This is a genomic window from Actinoplanes sp. NPDC048791 (genome assembly GCF_040650095.1).
Taxonomy (GTDB): Bacteria; Actinomycetota; Actinomycetes; order Mycobacteriales; family Micromonosporaceae; genus Actinoplanes.
The window spans coordinates 1-14,058 of sequence record NZ_JBEZGQ010000002.1 but is presented as its reverse complement, the minus strand read 5'-3'; the positions used below and the strand labels follow the sequence as shown (position 1 = coordinate 14,058).

Below are 14,058 nucleotides of genomic sequence, written 5' to 3'. Positions count from 1 at the left end.
ACCGTGACTCGCCGGGTGTCCACACCGACCCCCATCCCCCTATGATGGCCTGCGTCCTGAACGGGCGCCGCCGGCAAACGGGGAGGTAGGCAGGCTGTGGCCAGTGCAGATGTCGTGATCGGCCAGCGTAAGCGCCGGTGGCGCAGTCGTGGTGGGCTCGTCACCATGGGCACTGTCCTGAGCCTTGTCGCCGGCCTGGGACTCACCGTCCTCGGCCTGGGCGCCGCCGATCAGGCCGTCGCCAGCTACGACGCCGCCTCCTGGGTGTGGAGCAAGACCAAGAGCGAGGCCGCCCGGATCAACGGCGTCACCGCCCGGGTCGACACCCGCGTCAACGTGCCCCAGGCCCGCGGCCACCAGGTCCAGATCTCGCAGAACGACCGCTTCGTCCTGCTCCGCGACATGCAGACCGGCGTCATCAGCTCGATGGATCTCACCTCCCTGCAGATCTTCGTCGGGCCCGCCATGACCGCCGGCATCGGCGTCAGCGTCGCCCTGCACGAGGACTCCGCGTTCGTCATCGACGCCGTCCAGGGTGAGGTGCGCCAGCTCGACCCGCGCTCGCTCACCCCCATCGGCGAGTCCCTGCGCTACCCGCCCGGCATCACCGGCGGCGTTTTCGACGGTGAGGGCCGGCTGTGGATCGCCGTGCCCAGCGAGGGCACTGTGTCCGCCATCACCGCCGCTCCCCTGCCCGACGGCGACGCCACCGGCGGTGCGGGCGGGCAGGCCGGCCCGGTGCAGATCCGCACCGAGAGCGTCGCCACGCCCAGCCACGACCTGGCCCTGTCCACCCTGGAGACCGGCGTCGCGGTCCTCGACCGCACCACCAACACCCTCACGACCTTCCGCGGCGACGCCCGCACCAGCCAGGTCCTGCCGCTCAGCGGCCCGGGCACGCTGCCCGAGCACACCGACGGCCTGGTCGTGCCGGTCACCGTCCCCGACGCCCGCCACGTGTACGCGGTGCCGTCGACCGGTGGCGTCGCCGACTTCGTGGTGCCCGGTGACGGCGGCGAACTTCAACCGGCCGTCGCCTGGGAGGGCTTCTTCTACGTCGCCGACGAGTCCACCGGCACCGTGCACGTGTTCGACACCGCCGGCCGCGAGCAGAAGAGCATCGCCTTCAAGCAGGCCGGTGGCCCCCTCGAGCTTGAGGTCCGCGAGAACTACCTGTTCATCAACGCCCCCGGTTCCTCCACCGCGCGCGTCGTCGACAACGCCCACCAGGTCCGCGTCGTCGACAAGTACGCCGACGACGTGCTCGGGGGCGACCCGCCGCCCACCCCGCCGGACCCGCCGCCGCCCCCGCAGAAGCCGAAGAAGCCCCCGGTCGCCAAGCCGGGCGCCCCGCGCAACGTGCGCGCCGCCGCCGGCAACGCCGAGGCCCGCGTCTCCTGGCAGGCCGCGCCGGCCAACGGCGCCGAGATCACCAAGTACGTCGTCGAGGGCGCCGACAAGACCTTCCAGGTCGGCGCCAACCAGCGCTCGCTCAACGTCACCGGCCTGACCAACGGCGAGACCTACCGGTTCGCCGTGCACGCGGTCAACAAGAAGGGCGACGGCCCGGCCCGCACCAGTAACCCGGTGCGCCCGACCTCCGAGGTTCCCGACGCGCCCACGGCCGCGACGGCCGAGGCCAAACCGGACGGCACGGTCGCGGTCACCTGGCCGGCCGCCAACGGCCAGGGCCTGGAGATCGAGCGGTACGCGGTGACCGCCGTCAGCGACGGCACCTCCGCCCCGCTCGGTGAGGTCAAGGGCGAGACGTCCATGATCATCAAGGACGGCGAGCTGGAGTACGGCAAGCAGTACGCGTTCACGGTCGTCGCCATCAACGAGCGTGGCGCCGGCTCCAAAGCCTCACCGATCAGCAACAGCGTCGTGCCGTTCGCCAAGCCGAACCGGCCGGAGAACATCGACGCGGCCACCGTCAGCGACAAGGCCGGGAGCATCCAGGTCACCTGGACCGCACCGGCCGAGAACGGCCGCCCGATCACCAAGTACGTGGTCGCCGCCGGCGGGAAGACCACCGAGGTCACCGACGGCACCGGCGCGACGCTCAACGGCTTCGGCACCGGCGAGAACGTCTCGGTCGAGGTGCGTGCGGTCAACGAGGCCGGCGAGAGCGAGGCGGCGACCGCCACCGCCAAGACGCTGCCCAAGCCCGTCGTCACGATCACCGGGTCTTCCGCGACGTTCAACACGGCAACTGTCACGTTCAGCGTGAACGCCGGCGGGGCGCAGGCCACCTGCACGGTCAAGTCGTCCAACGGCGGCGGGTCCGCCTCCGGCAGCTGCTCAAGCCTCAAGGTCACCGGCCTGAAGCCCAGCACCAGCTACACGTTCACGGTGACCGCCAAGACCGCTGCCGGCACCAGCGACGCCCGCACCCGCAACCAGGCGACCGACGCACTGTTCGGCACCGCCACCTGTAACAACGGCGAGAACGGCGAGACCGCGACCTACTGCGACAAGGACCGCGACGGCCGTAACGGCAACGAGATCTTCGCCAGCACGTCTCAGCAGAGCACGCAGGTCGGCTGGGCCAAGCCCGGCACCCGGCTGGAGGCGTACTGCAAGAAGAAGGGCACCAGCATCGACTCCTACATCTACAACGGCCACAAGGAGTCGAACTGGTGGGTCCAGGTCAAGTACGAGGGTAAGAACTACATCCCGTTCGCCTGGCTCAACCTCGACGGCGGCGACGACATCAACGACCTGCCCACCTGCTGAGGAACCCTTGTGAGCAACGAACCCCTGCCGCCCCAGCACATCCAGGGCTTCGCCGCCGTCGCGGCCCAGCTCGCCGACCGCATCGGCACGGTGGTGCTGGGCAAGCCCGAGGTCGTCCGGCTCGCACTCACGGCGTTCTTCGCCCAGGGGCACGTGCTGCTCGAGGATGTGCCCGGCGTCGGCAAGACCACGCTGGCCCGGGCGATCGCGGCGGCCGTGCGCGGTCAGTGGCGGCGCATTCAGTTCACGCCCGACCTGCTGCCCTCCGACGTCTCCGGTGTGACGATCTTCAACCAGGCCAGCCGCGGGTTCGAGTTCCACCCGGGCCCGGTGTTCGCCAACATCGTCATCGCCGACGAGATCAACCGTGCGTCGCCGAAGACCCAGTCGGCGCTGCTGGAGGTCATGGAGGAGCGCCGGGTCACCGTTGACGGCGTGCCGCACCCGGTGCCGCAGCCGTTCCTGGTCGTGGCGACGCAGAACCCGGTCGAGATGGACGGCACGTACCGGCTGCCGGAGGCGCAGCTCGACCGGTTCCTGGTCAAGCTGTCGGTCGGGTATCCCGCTGAGGACGTCGAGGTCGAGGTGCTACGCGGGGCGGCGATGCGCTCGCCTGATGCGCTGGAGCCGGTCACCGACACGGCCACCGTCGGGGAGATGGTGCGGATGGCGTTGCGGGTGCATATCGCTGACCCGCTTTACACGTACGCGGTGCGTCTGGCCGCCGCGACTCGTGATCACCCGCAGGTTCGGGTCGGGGTGAGTCCGCGTGGGGTGATCGCGCTGACGCGGGCGGCGTCGGCTTACGCGCTGATCAACGGGCGGGGGTATGTGCTGCCGGAGGATTTCAAGGCGTTGATCGGGTCGGTGTTCGCGCATCGGGTGCTGTTGTCGCCGGATGCTCAGTTGCGTGGGGTTACGGCGGTTGAGGTGCTGGAGGACGCGGTGCGGTCGGTGCCGGTGCCGCTGCCGGACAATCAGCGCGTCGGTGCATGAGCGCCTGTACTGAACGCAGGTCGGGTCGGCACGGCGGTGACATCGGCCGGCGGGCGACGAGTCTGAGCGGGCGGAGCGGCGACGGTCATCGATACCCGGCACGCGCTGCTCGGCAGCCCGAGGACGGTTACCAGTACCCGGCAGGTCCCGGTCGGCAGCATGGCGAGGGCTACCGGCACCCGGCAGGCAACGGCTGGCTCCGATGGGTGGTGGCTTCGGCGCTTCAGGAGTCGGCAATCGAGGCGGCGGTTTCGGGCAGTCGGGGGCCGACGGTAGCGGCGGCGTCAGCGTGAGGCGGCTCGGCGGTGTTACGGCGCGCGGGGCCGGCGTTCTTGTTGCTGCGCTGGCTCTGCTTGCTGCCGGGTTCAGGTTCGGGTATCCGGATCTGGCGTTGCTGGGGACCGCTGCTGCTGTCGCGGTGCTGTGCGGGGTCGTCTTCGCCGTGTGGCGGCCGGGGCTTGGCGTCGACCGGGTGGCCAGCCCGGACCGGGTGGCTCGGGGCGAGCCGGCCACCATGACCCTGACCGTGCACAACACCAGCAAGCTGCGGGCCGCGAATCTGGTTGCCGCGGATCGGTGTGGTTCGGCGAGTGTGCCCGTTCCCCTGCTGCGGTTGCGGCCCGGGCGGGACACCACCGTGCAGTATCCCGTTCCTACGCAGCGGCGGGGTGTGGTGCCGGTTGGGCCTTTGCGGGTCACGCGGACCGATCCGCTCGGGCTCATGACGTTGTCGCGGACCTACGGCGGGGTCACCAGCGTGTGGGTGCATCCGCGGATTCATCTGCTGCGGGCCGTTCCGGCCGGTATGGCGCGCAGTTTGGACGGGCGGATCGACAAGGTGCCGCAGGGCAGCATCACGTTCGACTCGTTGCGGGAGTACGTCATCGGGGACGAGCTGCGGCGGGTGCACTGGCGGAGTTCGGCCAAGGTCGGTGAGCTCATGGTTCGCGAGCAGCTCGATACCAGTGAGCCGACGATCATTGTGCTGTTGGATGACCGGGCCGGGGCGCATCCGGACGTTCGGGACGGGACTGCTGACTCGTTCGAGTCTTGTTGTGAAGCTGCGGCTTCGATCGTGGCGGCTGCGGTGCGGGAGGATCTTCCGGTTGCGTTGCATCTGGTGTCGGGGATCGCCGAGGGACCGTTCCTGGATGTGCTCACCGAGGCTGAGTTGCGGGCGGGTGATCTCAGCCAGACGTTGCGCAGCCTGCGGCAGAACCGGCTCGGGGACACGCTGGTCTATCTGACCGGGCCGGGTGGGCGGACAGATCTGGGTGCGGTGACCGCGTTGCGGGGGGCGTATCCCGTCGTCATCGCTGGGTTGTTCGGTGATCGGGACGCTGCGCCGGTGTCGGCCGGGGGTGGGCTCATCGTCATCGAGGCCGAGGACGGCGTGCAGTTCGCCGGTGCCTGGGACGGGGTGCGCGGATGGTGAGGTGGGTGCGGGCCGCGGTCGTACCCGTGGCCTTGGTGATTTTGATCGGGCTTTCCGGGGTGGTGCTCGGGCGGATCTATGCCGACGCGTTGCTGGTGCAGCTCGTCGCCGGCGCGGCGCTCGGGTCCGTCGGGGTCAGTGTGGCGGCGCGGCGGCTGCCGTCGTGGACGATCGCGCCGATGTCCGTGCTGCTGCTCGCCGGGTACACGCTCGGGGCGTTGCGGGTGGCCGCGAACCGGGCCGAGATGACCGGGGCGCTCGGCGGCATCGTCACCGATGCGCTGGTCAACGGGATTCCGCGGCTGCTCACCGCCATGATTCCGGTGGAGTCGACGCCGGACACCGTCGTCGTTCCGGTGGTGGCGGCGTGGCTGGCCGGGCTGGCCGGGGCCGAGGTGGCGGTGCGGTCGGGGCGGGTGCTGCTCGGGTGTGTGCCGGCGGCTGCGCTCTACGGGGGCGCGCTCTACGTCGTCGGGCCCAATGCGGGGACGGCCGGGTGGCCGACGGTGCTGTTCGCCGGACTGGTCGCCGTCGCGCTGGCGGTCAGTGCTCGGCCGGCGAGCGGGCCGGCGCTGTCCGACGTACCGGCGAAGACCCGCGCGGCCGTGCGCGGCCGGGCGCTGGCCGGAGCGGCCGCCGGGCTGGTGGTCCTCATCGGGCTGATCGTCGTGGTCGGGCCGTGGGTCGGCGGCCGGGTCTCCGCGACCCCGGTCGACCCCCGGCGGTACGTCGAACCGCCGCAGGTGGACAGCCTGGACGAGAGTCCGTTGAACCGGATCTCCGGCTGGGCGCTGACGCCGAAACAGAAGCTGCTCGAAGTCGCCCCGGACGCCGCCGGCAAGGGGCGGATGCGGTTGCGGCTCGCGGTGCTGCCCGACTACGACGGGGTGACTTGGCGGGTCGGCGCGACCTACCGCAACGCCGGGCGGGTGCTGCCGGCCGCGGCCGCGCTGCCCGACGTGCCGTCGCGGCAGGTCACGCAGGACATCACGGTGGATGAGCTGACCGGGCGGCTCCTGCCGGTGGTCCCGACGCCGACCGGCGTGGACGGGGTACGCGTCGCGTACGACCCGGCGAGTGGCACCTTGATCAGCCCGGAGGGACTGAAGCCGGGGCTGCGGTACACGGTGACGTCCCAAGCTCAAGAACCTGATTTCAACCTGCTCCCCGCGGCGGACTCCCCCACCGGTGATGCGGTGGCGCGTTTCCTGACCGTGGGCGCGGGAGTGCCCGATTCGATCACGCGGCTGGCCGAGCAGCTGTCCGACGGCAACGCCGGATCGTTCGACCGGGCGGCGGCCATCGAGGAGTTCCTGGCCGAGCACTACCGCAAGGTTGCGGACTCGCCGAGCGGGCATGCGTACCCGAATCTGCAGTTCTTCCTGTTCGGGCCGCGGAACCAGGGCGGGCAGCGGGGAACGTCGGAGCAGTTCGCGGCGTCGTTCGCGTTGCTGGCGCGGTTGACCGGGTTGCCGGCGCGGGTGGTGGTCGGGTTCGACGTGCCCGCGGGCGGGGGCACGGTCACCGGTGGTGACGCTGTTGCTTGGCCGGAGGTGTTGTTCGACGAGCTGGGGTGGGTGGCGTTTGATCCGTCGCCCAAGAGTGACCAGCCTCGGCCGGTCGAGGAGGACTTCACGCCCAAGCCGTCGCCGCCGCCTACTTCTGAGCCGCCGCCGGCGTCCGAGGCGCCTAGTGCTTCGGCGCCGCCGGTGGTTGCTCAGGCGCCGGTGGTTGGGGGCGGTGGAGCGTCCGGGGTGTTGGTGGCTACCGGGGCTTCGGGGTCGGTGCTGCTGGTGTTGATCGCGGCGGCGGCGACTGTGGTGGTGATGCGGCGGGGGTTGCGGCAGCGGCGGCTCGGGGTGGGGGCGCCGGCTGAGCGGATCACTGGGGCTTGGTTGGAGTTCACGGACGCTTTGCGGTTGGCGGGGCGGCCGGTTCCTGGGCATTTGGCGGCTACTGAGGCGGCGGCTTTCGCGGCGTTGCCGCCGGTGCCGCGGGAGCGGAAGGCTCGGCGGTTTGGTAGGTCGCGCACCGCGTCGGATCCGGCAGGATCAGGGCCGGGCGGATCGGATGTAGGCCTGGGCGGGTTGGGCCTGAGCGGGTCAGCTCGGCGGGACGCCGTCGCGGGTCCGAGCGGGAGCGAAGCGGGGCAGGCCGGCGTGGCCGATGGGGCTGGGCCGAGCGACGGCGCCGGTCGAGGCGTCGGCGCGGGGTCCGCGTCGGAGGCACGGGGCGGCGCTGTCGCGGTGGATGCTGCGTCTGTGGGGTGGCGGCCGGAGGATGCGCCGGATCGTGGCGGGCTCGGTGCCGTGCGGGCGGCTGCGCCGCCCGCGGGCTATGAGATGCCGCCGTTGGATGAGCTTGTGGCCGCCGTCAATACGGTGGGGTTCGCGCCCGGGGCGGCTGATGGGCAGCAGGCTGAGCGGGCCGGGCAGCAGGCGGTCGCGTATGCCGAGGCGCTGCGGGCCAAGAGGTCCTGGTGGCGGCGGCTCTGGTGGAGCCTGCACCCGGGTCCGCTGCGCTGGCACCGCGACTGACGGGCTCTCGGCGGCGGGACTGGGGTTCGGGGGCGGCTGCGGCGCCGTAGGGTTCGGTGGTGACGAGCTTGCGGGACTGGCTTATCGGGCTCGGTGTCGCCGTGGCCTGTCTTGTGTTCAGCTGGGCGTTGCTGCTGGTCCTTGCTCGGCGGTTGCCGCCAGGGATTTTGCGGGATCTGGCCGCGTTCATTCCGGACTGTGTCACCACTGTGCGGCGGTTGCGGAAGGATCCTCGGGTGCCGCGGCGAGCTCGGATCGCCATCGTCATTGCCGGGATCTGGGTTGCCAGTCCGATCGATCTGATTCCCGAGTTCGTTCCGGTGATCGGGCCGCTGGATGACATCGTCGTGGTGGCGCTGGCCTTGCGGTATGCGGGGCGGCAGGTGCCCCGGGAGGTGCTGATGGCCGCCTGGCCCGGCGAACCGCGGCTGCTGGAACGGCTGCTCGGCCCGCGCCGTGACCGAGACTGAACAGCTGCCGGTCGCGGCATGTCTGCGGGCCGCAGTCGCGGACTTTCTGTCGGATGGTCATGCCAGAATCCCGAGCCATGCCTGAGATCGTTGTCGCGGCGCTGGTTCGCGAAGGTCGAGTCCTGCTCGTCCACCGAAGTCCGGACCGCCATGTCTACCCGGACGTGTGGGATCTGCCCGGCGGACACATCGATGCGGGCGAGACCGAGTTGGCCGCGCTCGCCAGGGAGATGCACGAGGAGCTCGGCGTGCAGATAGCACCAGGCTCGGCGATCCATCTGTGTCGACTGGAGAAGGGCCACGGGGAGCAATCCGTGCGCTTCAGCGCCTGGCTCGTCGGTGACTGGCAGGGGACACCGACAAACGTCGCTCCTGATGAACATGACGAGATCCGTTGGTTCCGGCCTGAGGAGTTGCCGCCGCTCATTCATGAACCCGTGCGCACGGCGGTGGTGGAAGCCATGCGGGGTGCCCGCGCCTGAACGTCCACGCCCTCTTCGCGGTGCCCCCGCCACCAGCCTTGCCCTGCTCTGCCTCATTCAGGGCATCCATCTACATCGACACGACGGCGGCGATCGACACTCGGACGCCCTACGACACCTGCTCGACCGATTCTTGGGCCAGGTCCGCCACTGCCTGAATACCAGCCGGCTCTTCAACGAGAGGCCGTCACCTGAGGACACATGTGTCGGGGTCAATAGGCGTACTCGTCGACGTCCAGCTCGGCGTGGGTCAGCTGGAGGAACGTCAAGGTGCGGGCATCGAGATGCCAGCCCAGCAGGGAGGGCTGCTCCAGCGGCTTTGCCGTGGCTTCACCGGAGTGGCCGGGTTCCTCCGCTTCATCTGCCGAATGTTCGAATACCCGCATGACCTGCATGACCGCTGCGCCCGGCATGCCATCGATCCGGTCGAGCTCGGCCGCGACGTCGCCGATCTTCGAGGCGTGTGCGAACAGCCGATCAACGATGCTGGTGATCTGCTCCTCCACCGTCAGCCCTGGCTTACGGCAGACGATCTTCCAGCTGTGAGAAGCCGGTCGCGCCGGTTCCGCGTGACGGCTGCCCCGGATCACGACCTCATCAGGATCAACCAGCAATCGCGCCGTGATCTCTGCCGCCGACACCTGGTTCGAGGAGAGCGCGAAGTAGGCGTACTGGTGCACGAGCATGCGTCGGACACTACTGGCGGCAACAAGCAGGTCAGTGCTCCCTGAGGTGGAACTCGTTGCCGTCCGGGTCGGCCAGTAGACCGTTCTTCAGGTGAGTGGCGCCCAAGGAGATCAGGTCGTCGGGTGCTGCGGCGGTGAGTTCGAAGCGTTGCCTGTTGGGTTCGGTTTTCGGGGGTACAGGTGGGCCGGCCCAGGCGATTTTGGTTCCGCCTTGTGGGGACTGGATTGCGGTTTCCTCGTTCTGGTCCCACACCAGCGGCCAGCCCAGCGCCTCGCTCCAGAACACGCCCACCTCGCGGCTGCCCTCGCACGTGAGCTCGCCGAGCGGGCCGCAACCCTCCAGGTAAGCGTTGCCGGGCTCGATCACGCATAACGGGTAGCCCGCGGGGTCGGCCAGGACGACGTGTTCCTCGTCCGGCTTCTGCCCGACGTCGAGGTGGCGGGCGCCGAGCTTCAGCGCCGTCGTCACCGTCTGCCTCTGCTCATGAAGGTCAGCGCTGGTCAGGTGCAGGTGCATGCGGCTGGCTCCGAGCAGGCCCGGGCGGCCTGGGACGAAGCGGAGGCCGAGCTGGGCGTCCTCGCCCGGCAGGAGCAGACCGCCGGCGTCCTGGATGACCTCGCGGCGCAACAGACCAGCCCAGAACTGGGCCGCCCGAGGCGGGTCGGGTGCTTCCATGGTCATGGCGAGCAGGTGCATCACCAGACCCTAGGCAGCGGCGCGACGCGGCACCAACGGGTAATTCACATCACCTGGTGAGGCACCGGCAGTGCAGTCGCCGGCCGGGTCGGGGAGGCTGCCCGCTGGGAGGTCTGACTGTCATGTGTGCCGCCTGCGGAGTACCCGCGCACGCGCCGGCGGCTGCCGTCGTACCCCGGAAGTTTGCTGCTCTTCGGAACAAGGACTGTCGTCCTTATCTTTTCGGGGCGGCGCTCGCGATGATGGCCGACAACATCGAGCACGTCATCACGTACTGGGTGCTCTGGGAGAAGTTCCACTCCCCCGCCCTGGCCGGCTTTCAGGTCATCAGCCATTGGCTGCCTTTTCTGTTCTTCTCCGTGTACTTCGGCGGGCTGGCCGACCGGTTCGACTGCCGCAAGGTCATCCAGGTCGCGCAGACGCTGTTCGCGCTGGTCTCGGTGGCCTGGGGTGTACTTTTCCTGACCGATTCACTCCAGGTGTGGTCGGCGTGTGTGCTGCTGGTGCTGCACGGGCTGGCCGGGTCGTTGTGGGGCCCGGCCGAGCAGCTGATGCTGCACGATTTCGTCGGCGATGACGAGGTGCCCAGCGCCGTACGGCTCAATGCCACCTTCAAGAGCCTGGGTGTGCTGTTCGGGCCGGTCATCGGGTCGGCGTTGCTGCTCGGGCTCGGTCCCACGGCCGGGATTTTCGTCAATGTGGCGTTCTATCTGCCGCTGACGTTGTTCCTCTTCCGGACGAAGTTCACCGGGCACACCCGCGACGATCGGGGGCCGCGCCGGCGGATGGGGATTGTCGATTCGGTGCGGGTGCTGCGGGCGGTCAGCGCCAATCGGACGCTGGTCAGCATGATCATTCTGGGTGGGCTGGGGTCGTTCTTCGTCGGGGCCTCGATGCAGTCGTCGATGCCGATCTTCGCGCAGGATCTGGGGGCGGGCAGCGCCGGGACCGCGTACGGGATCCTGCTTTTTGCCAATGGCGCCGGTGGGGTGATCGGCGGCATTCTGCTCGAGGCCACCGGGCGGCTGCGGCCGACCGTGGCCGCGGCCGTTTTCAGTACGGGCGTCTACGGGCTGAGCACCGTGCTGTTCGCTGTCTCGACCAGCTATCCGCTTTCCGTTCTTCTGCTGGTCGTGGGTGGGGTGGCCAACCTGGCGTCGATGTCGATCGGGCAGACCCTGGTGCAGTTGCTCGCGCCGCCCGCCGACCGCGGGCGGGTCATCGGGGTCTACGGGATGTCGGCCAACGGGCTGCGGTTCGGCAGCGGGGTCACGGTCGGGTTGTTCGGCGCGGTTGTCGGTATCCACTGGTCGCTGGGGCTCAGCGCAGCCGCCCTCTGTGTGGGGACGGTGCTGGCGGGCATCTCGGCACGCCGAGCCCCATAACCGTGCCGGCCCAGGCAGCGCGGGGCCGGTCGAGCCGGTGACCTGGATCCGCTCAGGCGGCGAGCAGCCGGCCGACCTCCCCGGCACGGTCGCCCAGAGCGGTGCGCAGCGAGGCCGCGATCTCCTCGTCGGAGCGCTTCGGATCAGCCAGCGCGCCGATCACCGCGTCCGCGACGGCTTCGTCCTCCATCCCGGCCACCACCAGCTCCCCCACCGCCTGCGGGTCCTGCCCGGCAGCCTGCTGCAGCAACTGCAGCATGTCGGTGAACACGATTTCGTGCGCGCTGCGCCCGGTGCGGCCCACGTTCTGCTGCCACGGCGCCACCCGCAGGGCGGCGCGCTGCGGGTTCTCGCGGGCGTTCGGGCTCATCCGGGCGTTCCACCACGCGTCCATGCGGGCGTTGAAGTCGGACTGGGTGATCGTGGCCATGTCGTCGTCCTCGGCTTCCAGTAGGCCCCAGGGCCGGGTGTCGCGTTCCTGGGCGGTCGTGTAGCGGGCGGAGAAGTGCGCATGCTGGGTGTGGGCGTTGGCCCCGGTGTACGTGCGGGTCGTCCACCCCCACGAGCGGGACCAGATCCGGCGGTTGTAGATCACGTTCTGCAGGCGGTTGTCGCGACCCTCGCGGTGCCGCATGACGATGATCTCCACCGCCTTCTGCATGCTCCAGCCGGCTTTGCGCAGGTCCTTGTCCACATCGATGGCGTGGACCTCGTTGATCGAGTCGGCGTCCTCGTACGGGGTGCTGCCCGTCTCGTCCGGGTTGTGATCCGACGAGCTCTGCGAGTGTGCGGTGTCGCCGATGGACCCGTCGGTCGACTTGTCCCGGCCGGGTGACAGCGTGTTGAACTCAGTTCTGAGAGTCACCAGGCACGGCACCAGGGTCCAGCTCGCCATCGGACGCCTCCTCCCACGGGTCGGGGACGGCCACGCCCGCGTACTGTTCGCCGGGGCCCGGATCGTGCAGGTCGGCGTACTTGTCGCCGGCTGCGATCTCCTCGGGAGTCAATTGCGGCTCCTGCGGGGCCCGTCTTATCGGGGACGGCTCGGTCATCGCGTCTCGCTCCTGTGTCGAGGGACCGGTCCGGGGTGGACCGATGTGCGGGGATGCGAGCGGCGTGAGTACCCCCGGCCTGCGATGACCATCCCGGTTCAATCCCGAATCACCGGGATGTGCGATTCCCGGGGCGCGACGGTACGGCCGGTAGCCGGCCCGGTCCCGCAGGTCACCGCGCTGTTGCTCCTTGAAGGGCACCCGCCACGCAGAGTCCTCCACCGGACCGGGGACAGCCGCGAGGTCAGTCGGTCGCGGCGAAGATCCGCGCGTAGATGGCGTCTATGACGTCGTTCTTCGCGAGGTTGTAGTCGCCGGGGTGAGCGACGGTGTCACGGGCGATGCGGCGTTTCGCCGAGGCGTACAGGTTCCGGTCGTCGGGATGCGCGCGGAGCCAGTCACGGAACAGGCGGTGCCGTATCGGCTCGGGCGCGTCCTGGGGCCAGACGTGCAGGTTGATGTCCTCGGCGGCGCTGACCAGCATGCGGTGCCCGTACCACCACGGCTCCCGGAGGACCAGCCGGTAGCCGAGTCCTTCCAGGGCCGGGAGATAGCCGGACTCCTGCTCGGTGCCGGGCAGCAGGAGGTCGATGTCGACGATGGGCTTGGCGTCGAGACCCGGCACCGAGGTGGACCCGACGTGCGCGATGTCGACGACAAGATCACCCAGAGCTTCGTGGAGGCCGGCGCGGGCAGCGGCGAACCGCTGCGCCCAGGCCGGGTCGTAAGGCTCGATGACGATCGAGTCCCACCTCGCCGGCGGTGCACCCACCCGGCCGGCGGCCAACTGCTCGGGGGTGCCGTGGAAGCGCTGGGTGACCTGCGGCGGATACTTCGGCATCGCGACCTCCTGGAGAAGCAAAGTCGGCCAGCCTACGACATGTCAGTGCGACAGCGCCTGGCTCGGGGGCAGCCGCGCCGCGCGGGCCGCCGGATACAGACCGGCCACCATCCCGACCAGCATCGTCGCCGCGACACCACCGGCAAGCGCCCACCCCGGCACGACCGGCGACCATGACCGGTACCCGGCATAGCCCGCGGTGACCGCAGCACCGATCAGCACCCCCGCGACACCACCGAGCGTGGCCAGCAGCAGCGACTCGCACAGGAACTGCAACCGGATCTGCCCGCGGGTCGCCCCCAGCGCCCGGCGCAGGCCGATCTCCGCCCGCCGCTCCAGCACCGAGATGACCATGGTGTTCGCCACCCCGACCCCGCCGACGACCAGGGCCACCGCGCCGAGGCCCAGCAGCAGGCCGTTGAGGGCGCTGTCGGCCGCCCGGGCCGCCGCGAGCGCGTCGGAGGGCCGTGACACCTTCACCTCGTTCGGGGCCTCGGGGTTGGCCGTCGCCGCCAGCACCTGGCGGACCTGTTCCACCGCCTCCTCGGCCGAGCGGGTGTAGACAGTGGTCGGTGAGCCGTCGAAGGCGAGCAACCGTTGCGCGGCCGACCAGCCGACCAGGGCGCCCGAGTCGAGTTCCGGGGCCAGCGGCACCGGCGCCAGGACGCCGACCACGCTGAACCACTGCCCGCCCAGCCACACCCGCGGGCCGGGCGCTTCGATGCCGAGGCGCCGGGCGGC

Annotated in this window: 13 protein-coding genes; 7 read left to right on the top strand and 6 right to left on the bottom strand. The window is 70.2% G+C overall.

Translation table 11 applies throughout. From position 1 onward, the window contains the following. Positions 1 to 165: 165 nt before the first annotated feature. From AB0C29_RS00445 to AB0C29_RS00420, 6 genes are all read left to right on the top strand, one after another. Entirely contained in the window at positions 166 to 2,736 is a 2,571-nt protein-coding gene (locus AB0C29_RS00445; RefSeq protein ID WP_360813543.1) for a fibronectin type III domain-containing protein, read from the top strand. A 9-nt stretch (positions 2,737 to 2,745) separates the two neighbouring features. Continuing rightward, the gene (locus AB0C29_RS00440) at positions 2,746 to 3,732 is read left to right on the top strand and encodes a MoxR family ATPase (protein WP_360813541.1); all 987 of its coding nucleotides are present in this window, start codon (positions 2,746 to 2,748) and stop codon (positions 3,730 to 3,732) included. Between the two features lie 289 nt (positions 3,733 to 4,021). Further along, the gene (locus tag AB0C29_RS00435) at positions 4,022 to 5,167 is read left to right on the top strand and encodes a DUF58 domain-containing protein (protein ID WP_360813539.1); all 1,146 of its coding nucleotides are present in this window, start codon (positions 4,022 to 4,024) and stop codon (positions 5,165 to 5,167) included. After that, entirely contained in the window at positions 5,161 to 7,704 is a 2,544-nt protein-coding gene (locus tag AB0C29_RS00430) for a DUF3488 and transglutaminase-like domain-containing protein (RefSeq protein ID WP_360813537.1), read from the top strand. The genes AB0C29_RS00435 and AB0C29_RS00430 overlap by 7 nt, the downstream gene beginning before the upstream one ends. Positions 7,705 to 7,772: 68 nt before the next feature. Beyond that, positions 7,773 to 8,174 carry a DUF1232 domain-containing protein gene (locus tag AB0C29_RS00425; RefSeq protein WP_360813647.1) on the top strand — a complete coding sequence of 134 codons (402 nt, stop codon included), beginning with the start codon at positions 7,773 to 7,775 and terminating at the stop codon, positions 8,172 to 8,174. Between the two features lie 77 nt (positions 8,175 to 8,251). Further along, positions 8,252 to 8,656: an NUDIX domain-containing protein gene (locus AB0C29_RS00420; RefSeq protein ID WP_360813535.1), complete on the top strand. Its 405-nt coding sequence runs from the start codon at positions 8,252 to 8,254 to the stop codon at positions 8,654 to 8,656. A gap of 212 nt (positions 8,657 to 8,868) precedes the next feature. Here AB0C29_RS00420 and AB0C29_RS00415 read toward each other — a convergent pair whose 3' ends face one another. Beyond that, entirely contained in the window at positions 8,869 to 9,342 is a 474-nt protein-coding gene (locus tag AB0C29_RS00415) for a DUF4279 domain-containing protein (RefSeq protein ID WP_360813533.1), read from the bottom strand. A gap of 31 nt (positions 9,343 to 9,373) precedes the next feature. Beyond that, positions 9,374 to 10,039: a VOC family protein gene (locus tag AB0C29_RS00410; RefSeq protein WP_360813531.1), complete on the bottom strand. Its 666-nt coding sequence runs from the start codon at positions 10,037 to 10,039 to the stop codon at positions 9,374 to 9,376. 122 nt (positions 10,040 to 10,161) lie between these two features. Between AB0C29_RS00410 and AB0C29_RS00405 the strand changes: the two genes are divergently transcribed. Continuing rightward, positions 10,162 to 11,424 carry an MFS transporter gene (locus AB0C29_RS00405; RefSeq protein ID WP_360813529.1) on the top strand — a complete coding sequence of 421 codons (1,263 nt, stop codon included), beginning with the start codon at positions 10,162 to 10,164 and terminating at the stop codon, positions 11,422 to 11,424. 52 nt (positions 11,425 to 11,476) lie between these two features. Here AB0C29_RS00405 and AB0C29_RS00400 read toward each other — a convergent pair whose 3' ends face one another. The 4 genes from AB0C29_RS00400 to AB0C29_RS00385 all read right to left on the bottom strand — a co-directional run. After that, on the bottom strand, positions 11,477 to 12,319 hold the full coding sequence (locus tag AB0C29_RS00400; RefSeq protein WP_360813527.1) for a hypothetical protein: 843 nt from the start codon (positions 12,317 to 12,319) through the stop codon (positions 11,477 to 11,479). Further along, on the bottom strand, positions 12,273 to 12,476 hold the full coding sequence (locus AB0C29_RS00395; RefSeq protein WP_360813525.1) for a hypothetical protein: 204 nt from the start codon (positions 12,474 to 12,476) through the stop codon (positions 12,273 to 12,275). Before AB0C29_RS00395 ends, AB0C29_RS00400 begins: the two co-directional genes overlap by 47 nt. A gap of 244 nt (positions 12,477 to 12,720) precedes the next feature. Further along, positions 12,721 to 13,317: a GrpB family protein gene (locus AB0C29_RS00390; RefSeq protein ID WP_360813523.1), complete on the bottom strand. Its 597-nt coding sequence runs from the start codon at positions 13,315 to 13,317 to the stop codon at positions 12,721 to 12,723. Positions 13,318 to 13,359: 42 nt separating this feature from the next. Then, positions 13,360 to 14,058 (bottom strand): ABC transporter permease (locus AB0C29_RS00385; RefSeq protein WP_360813521.1); only part of this gene is annotated, 699 nt, incomplete at its 5' end.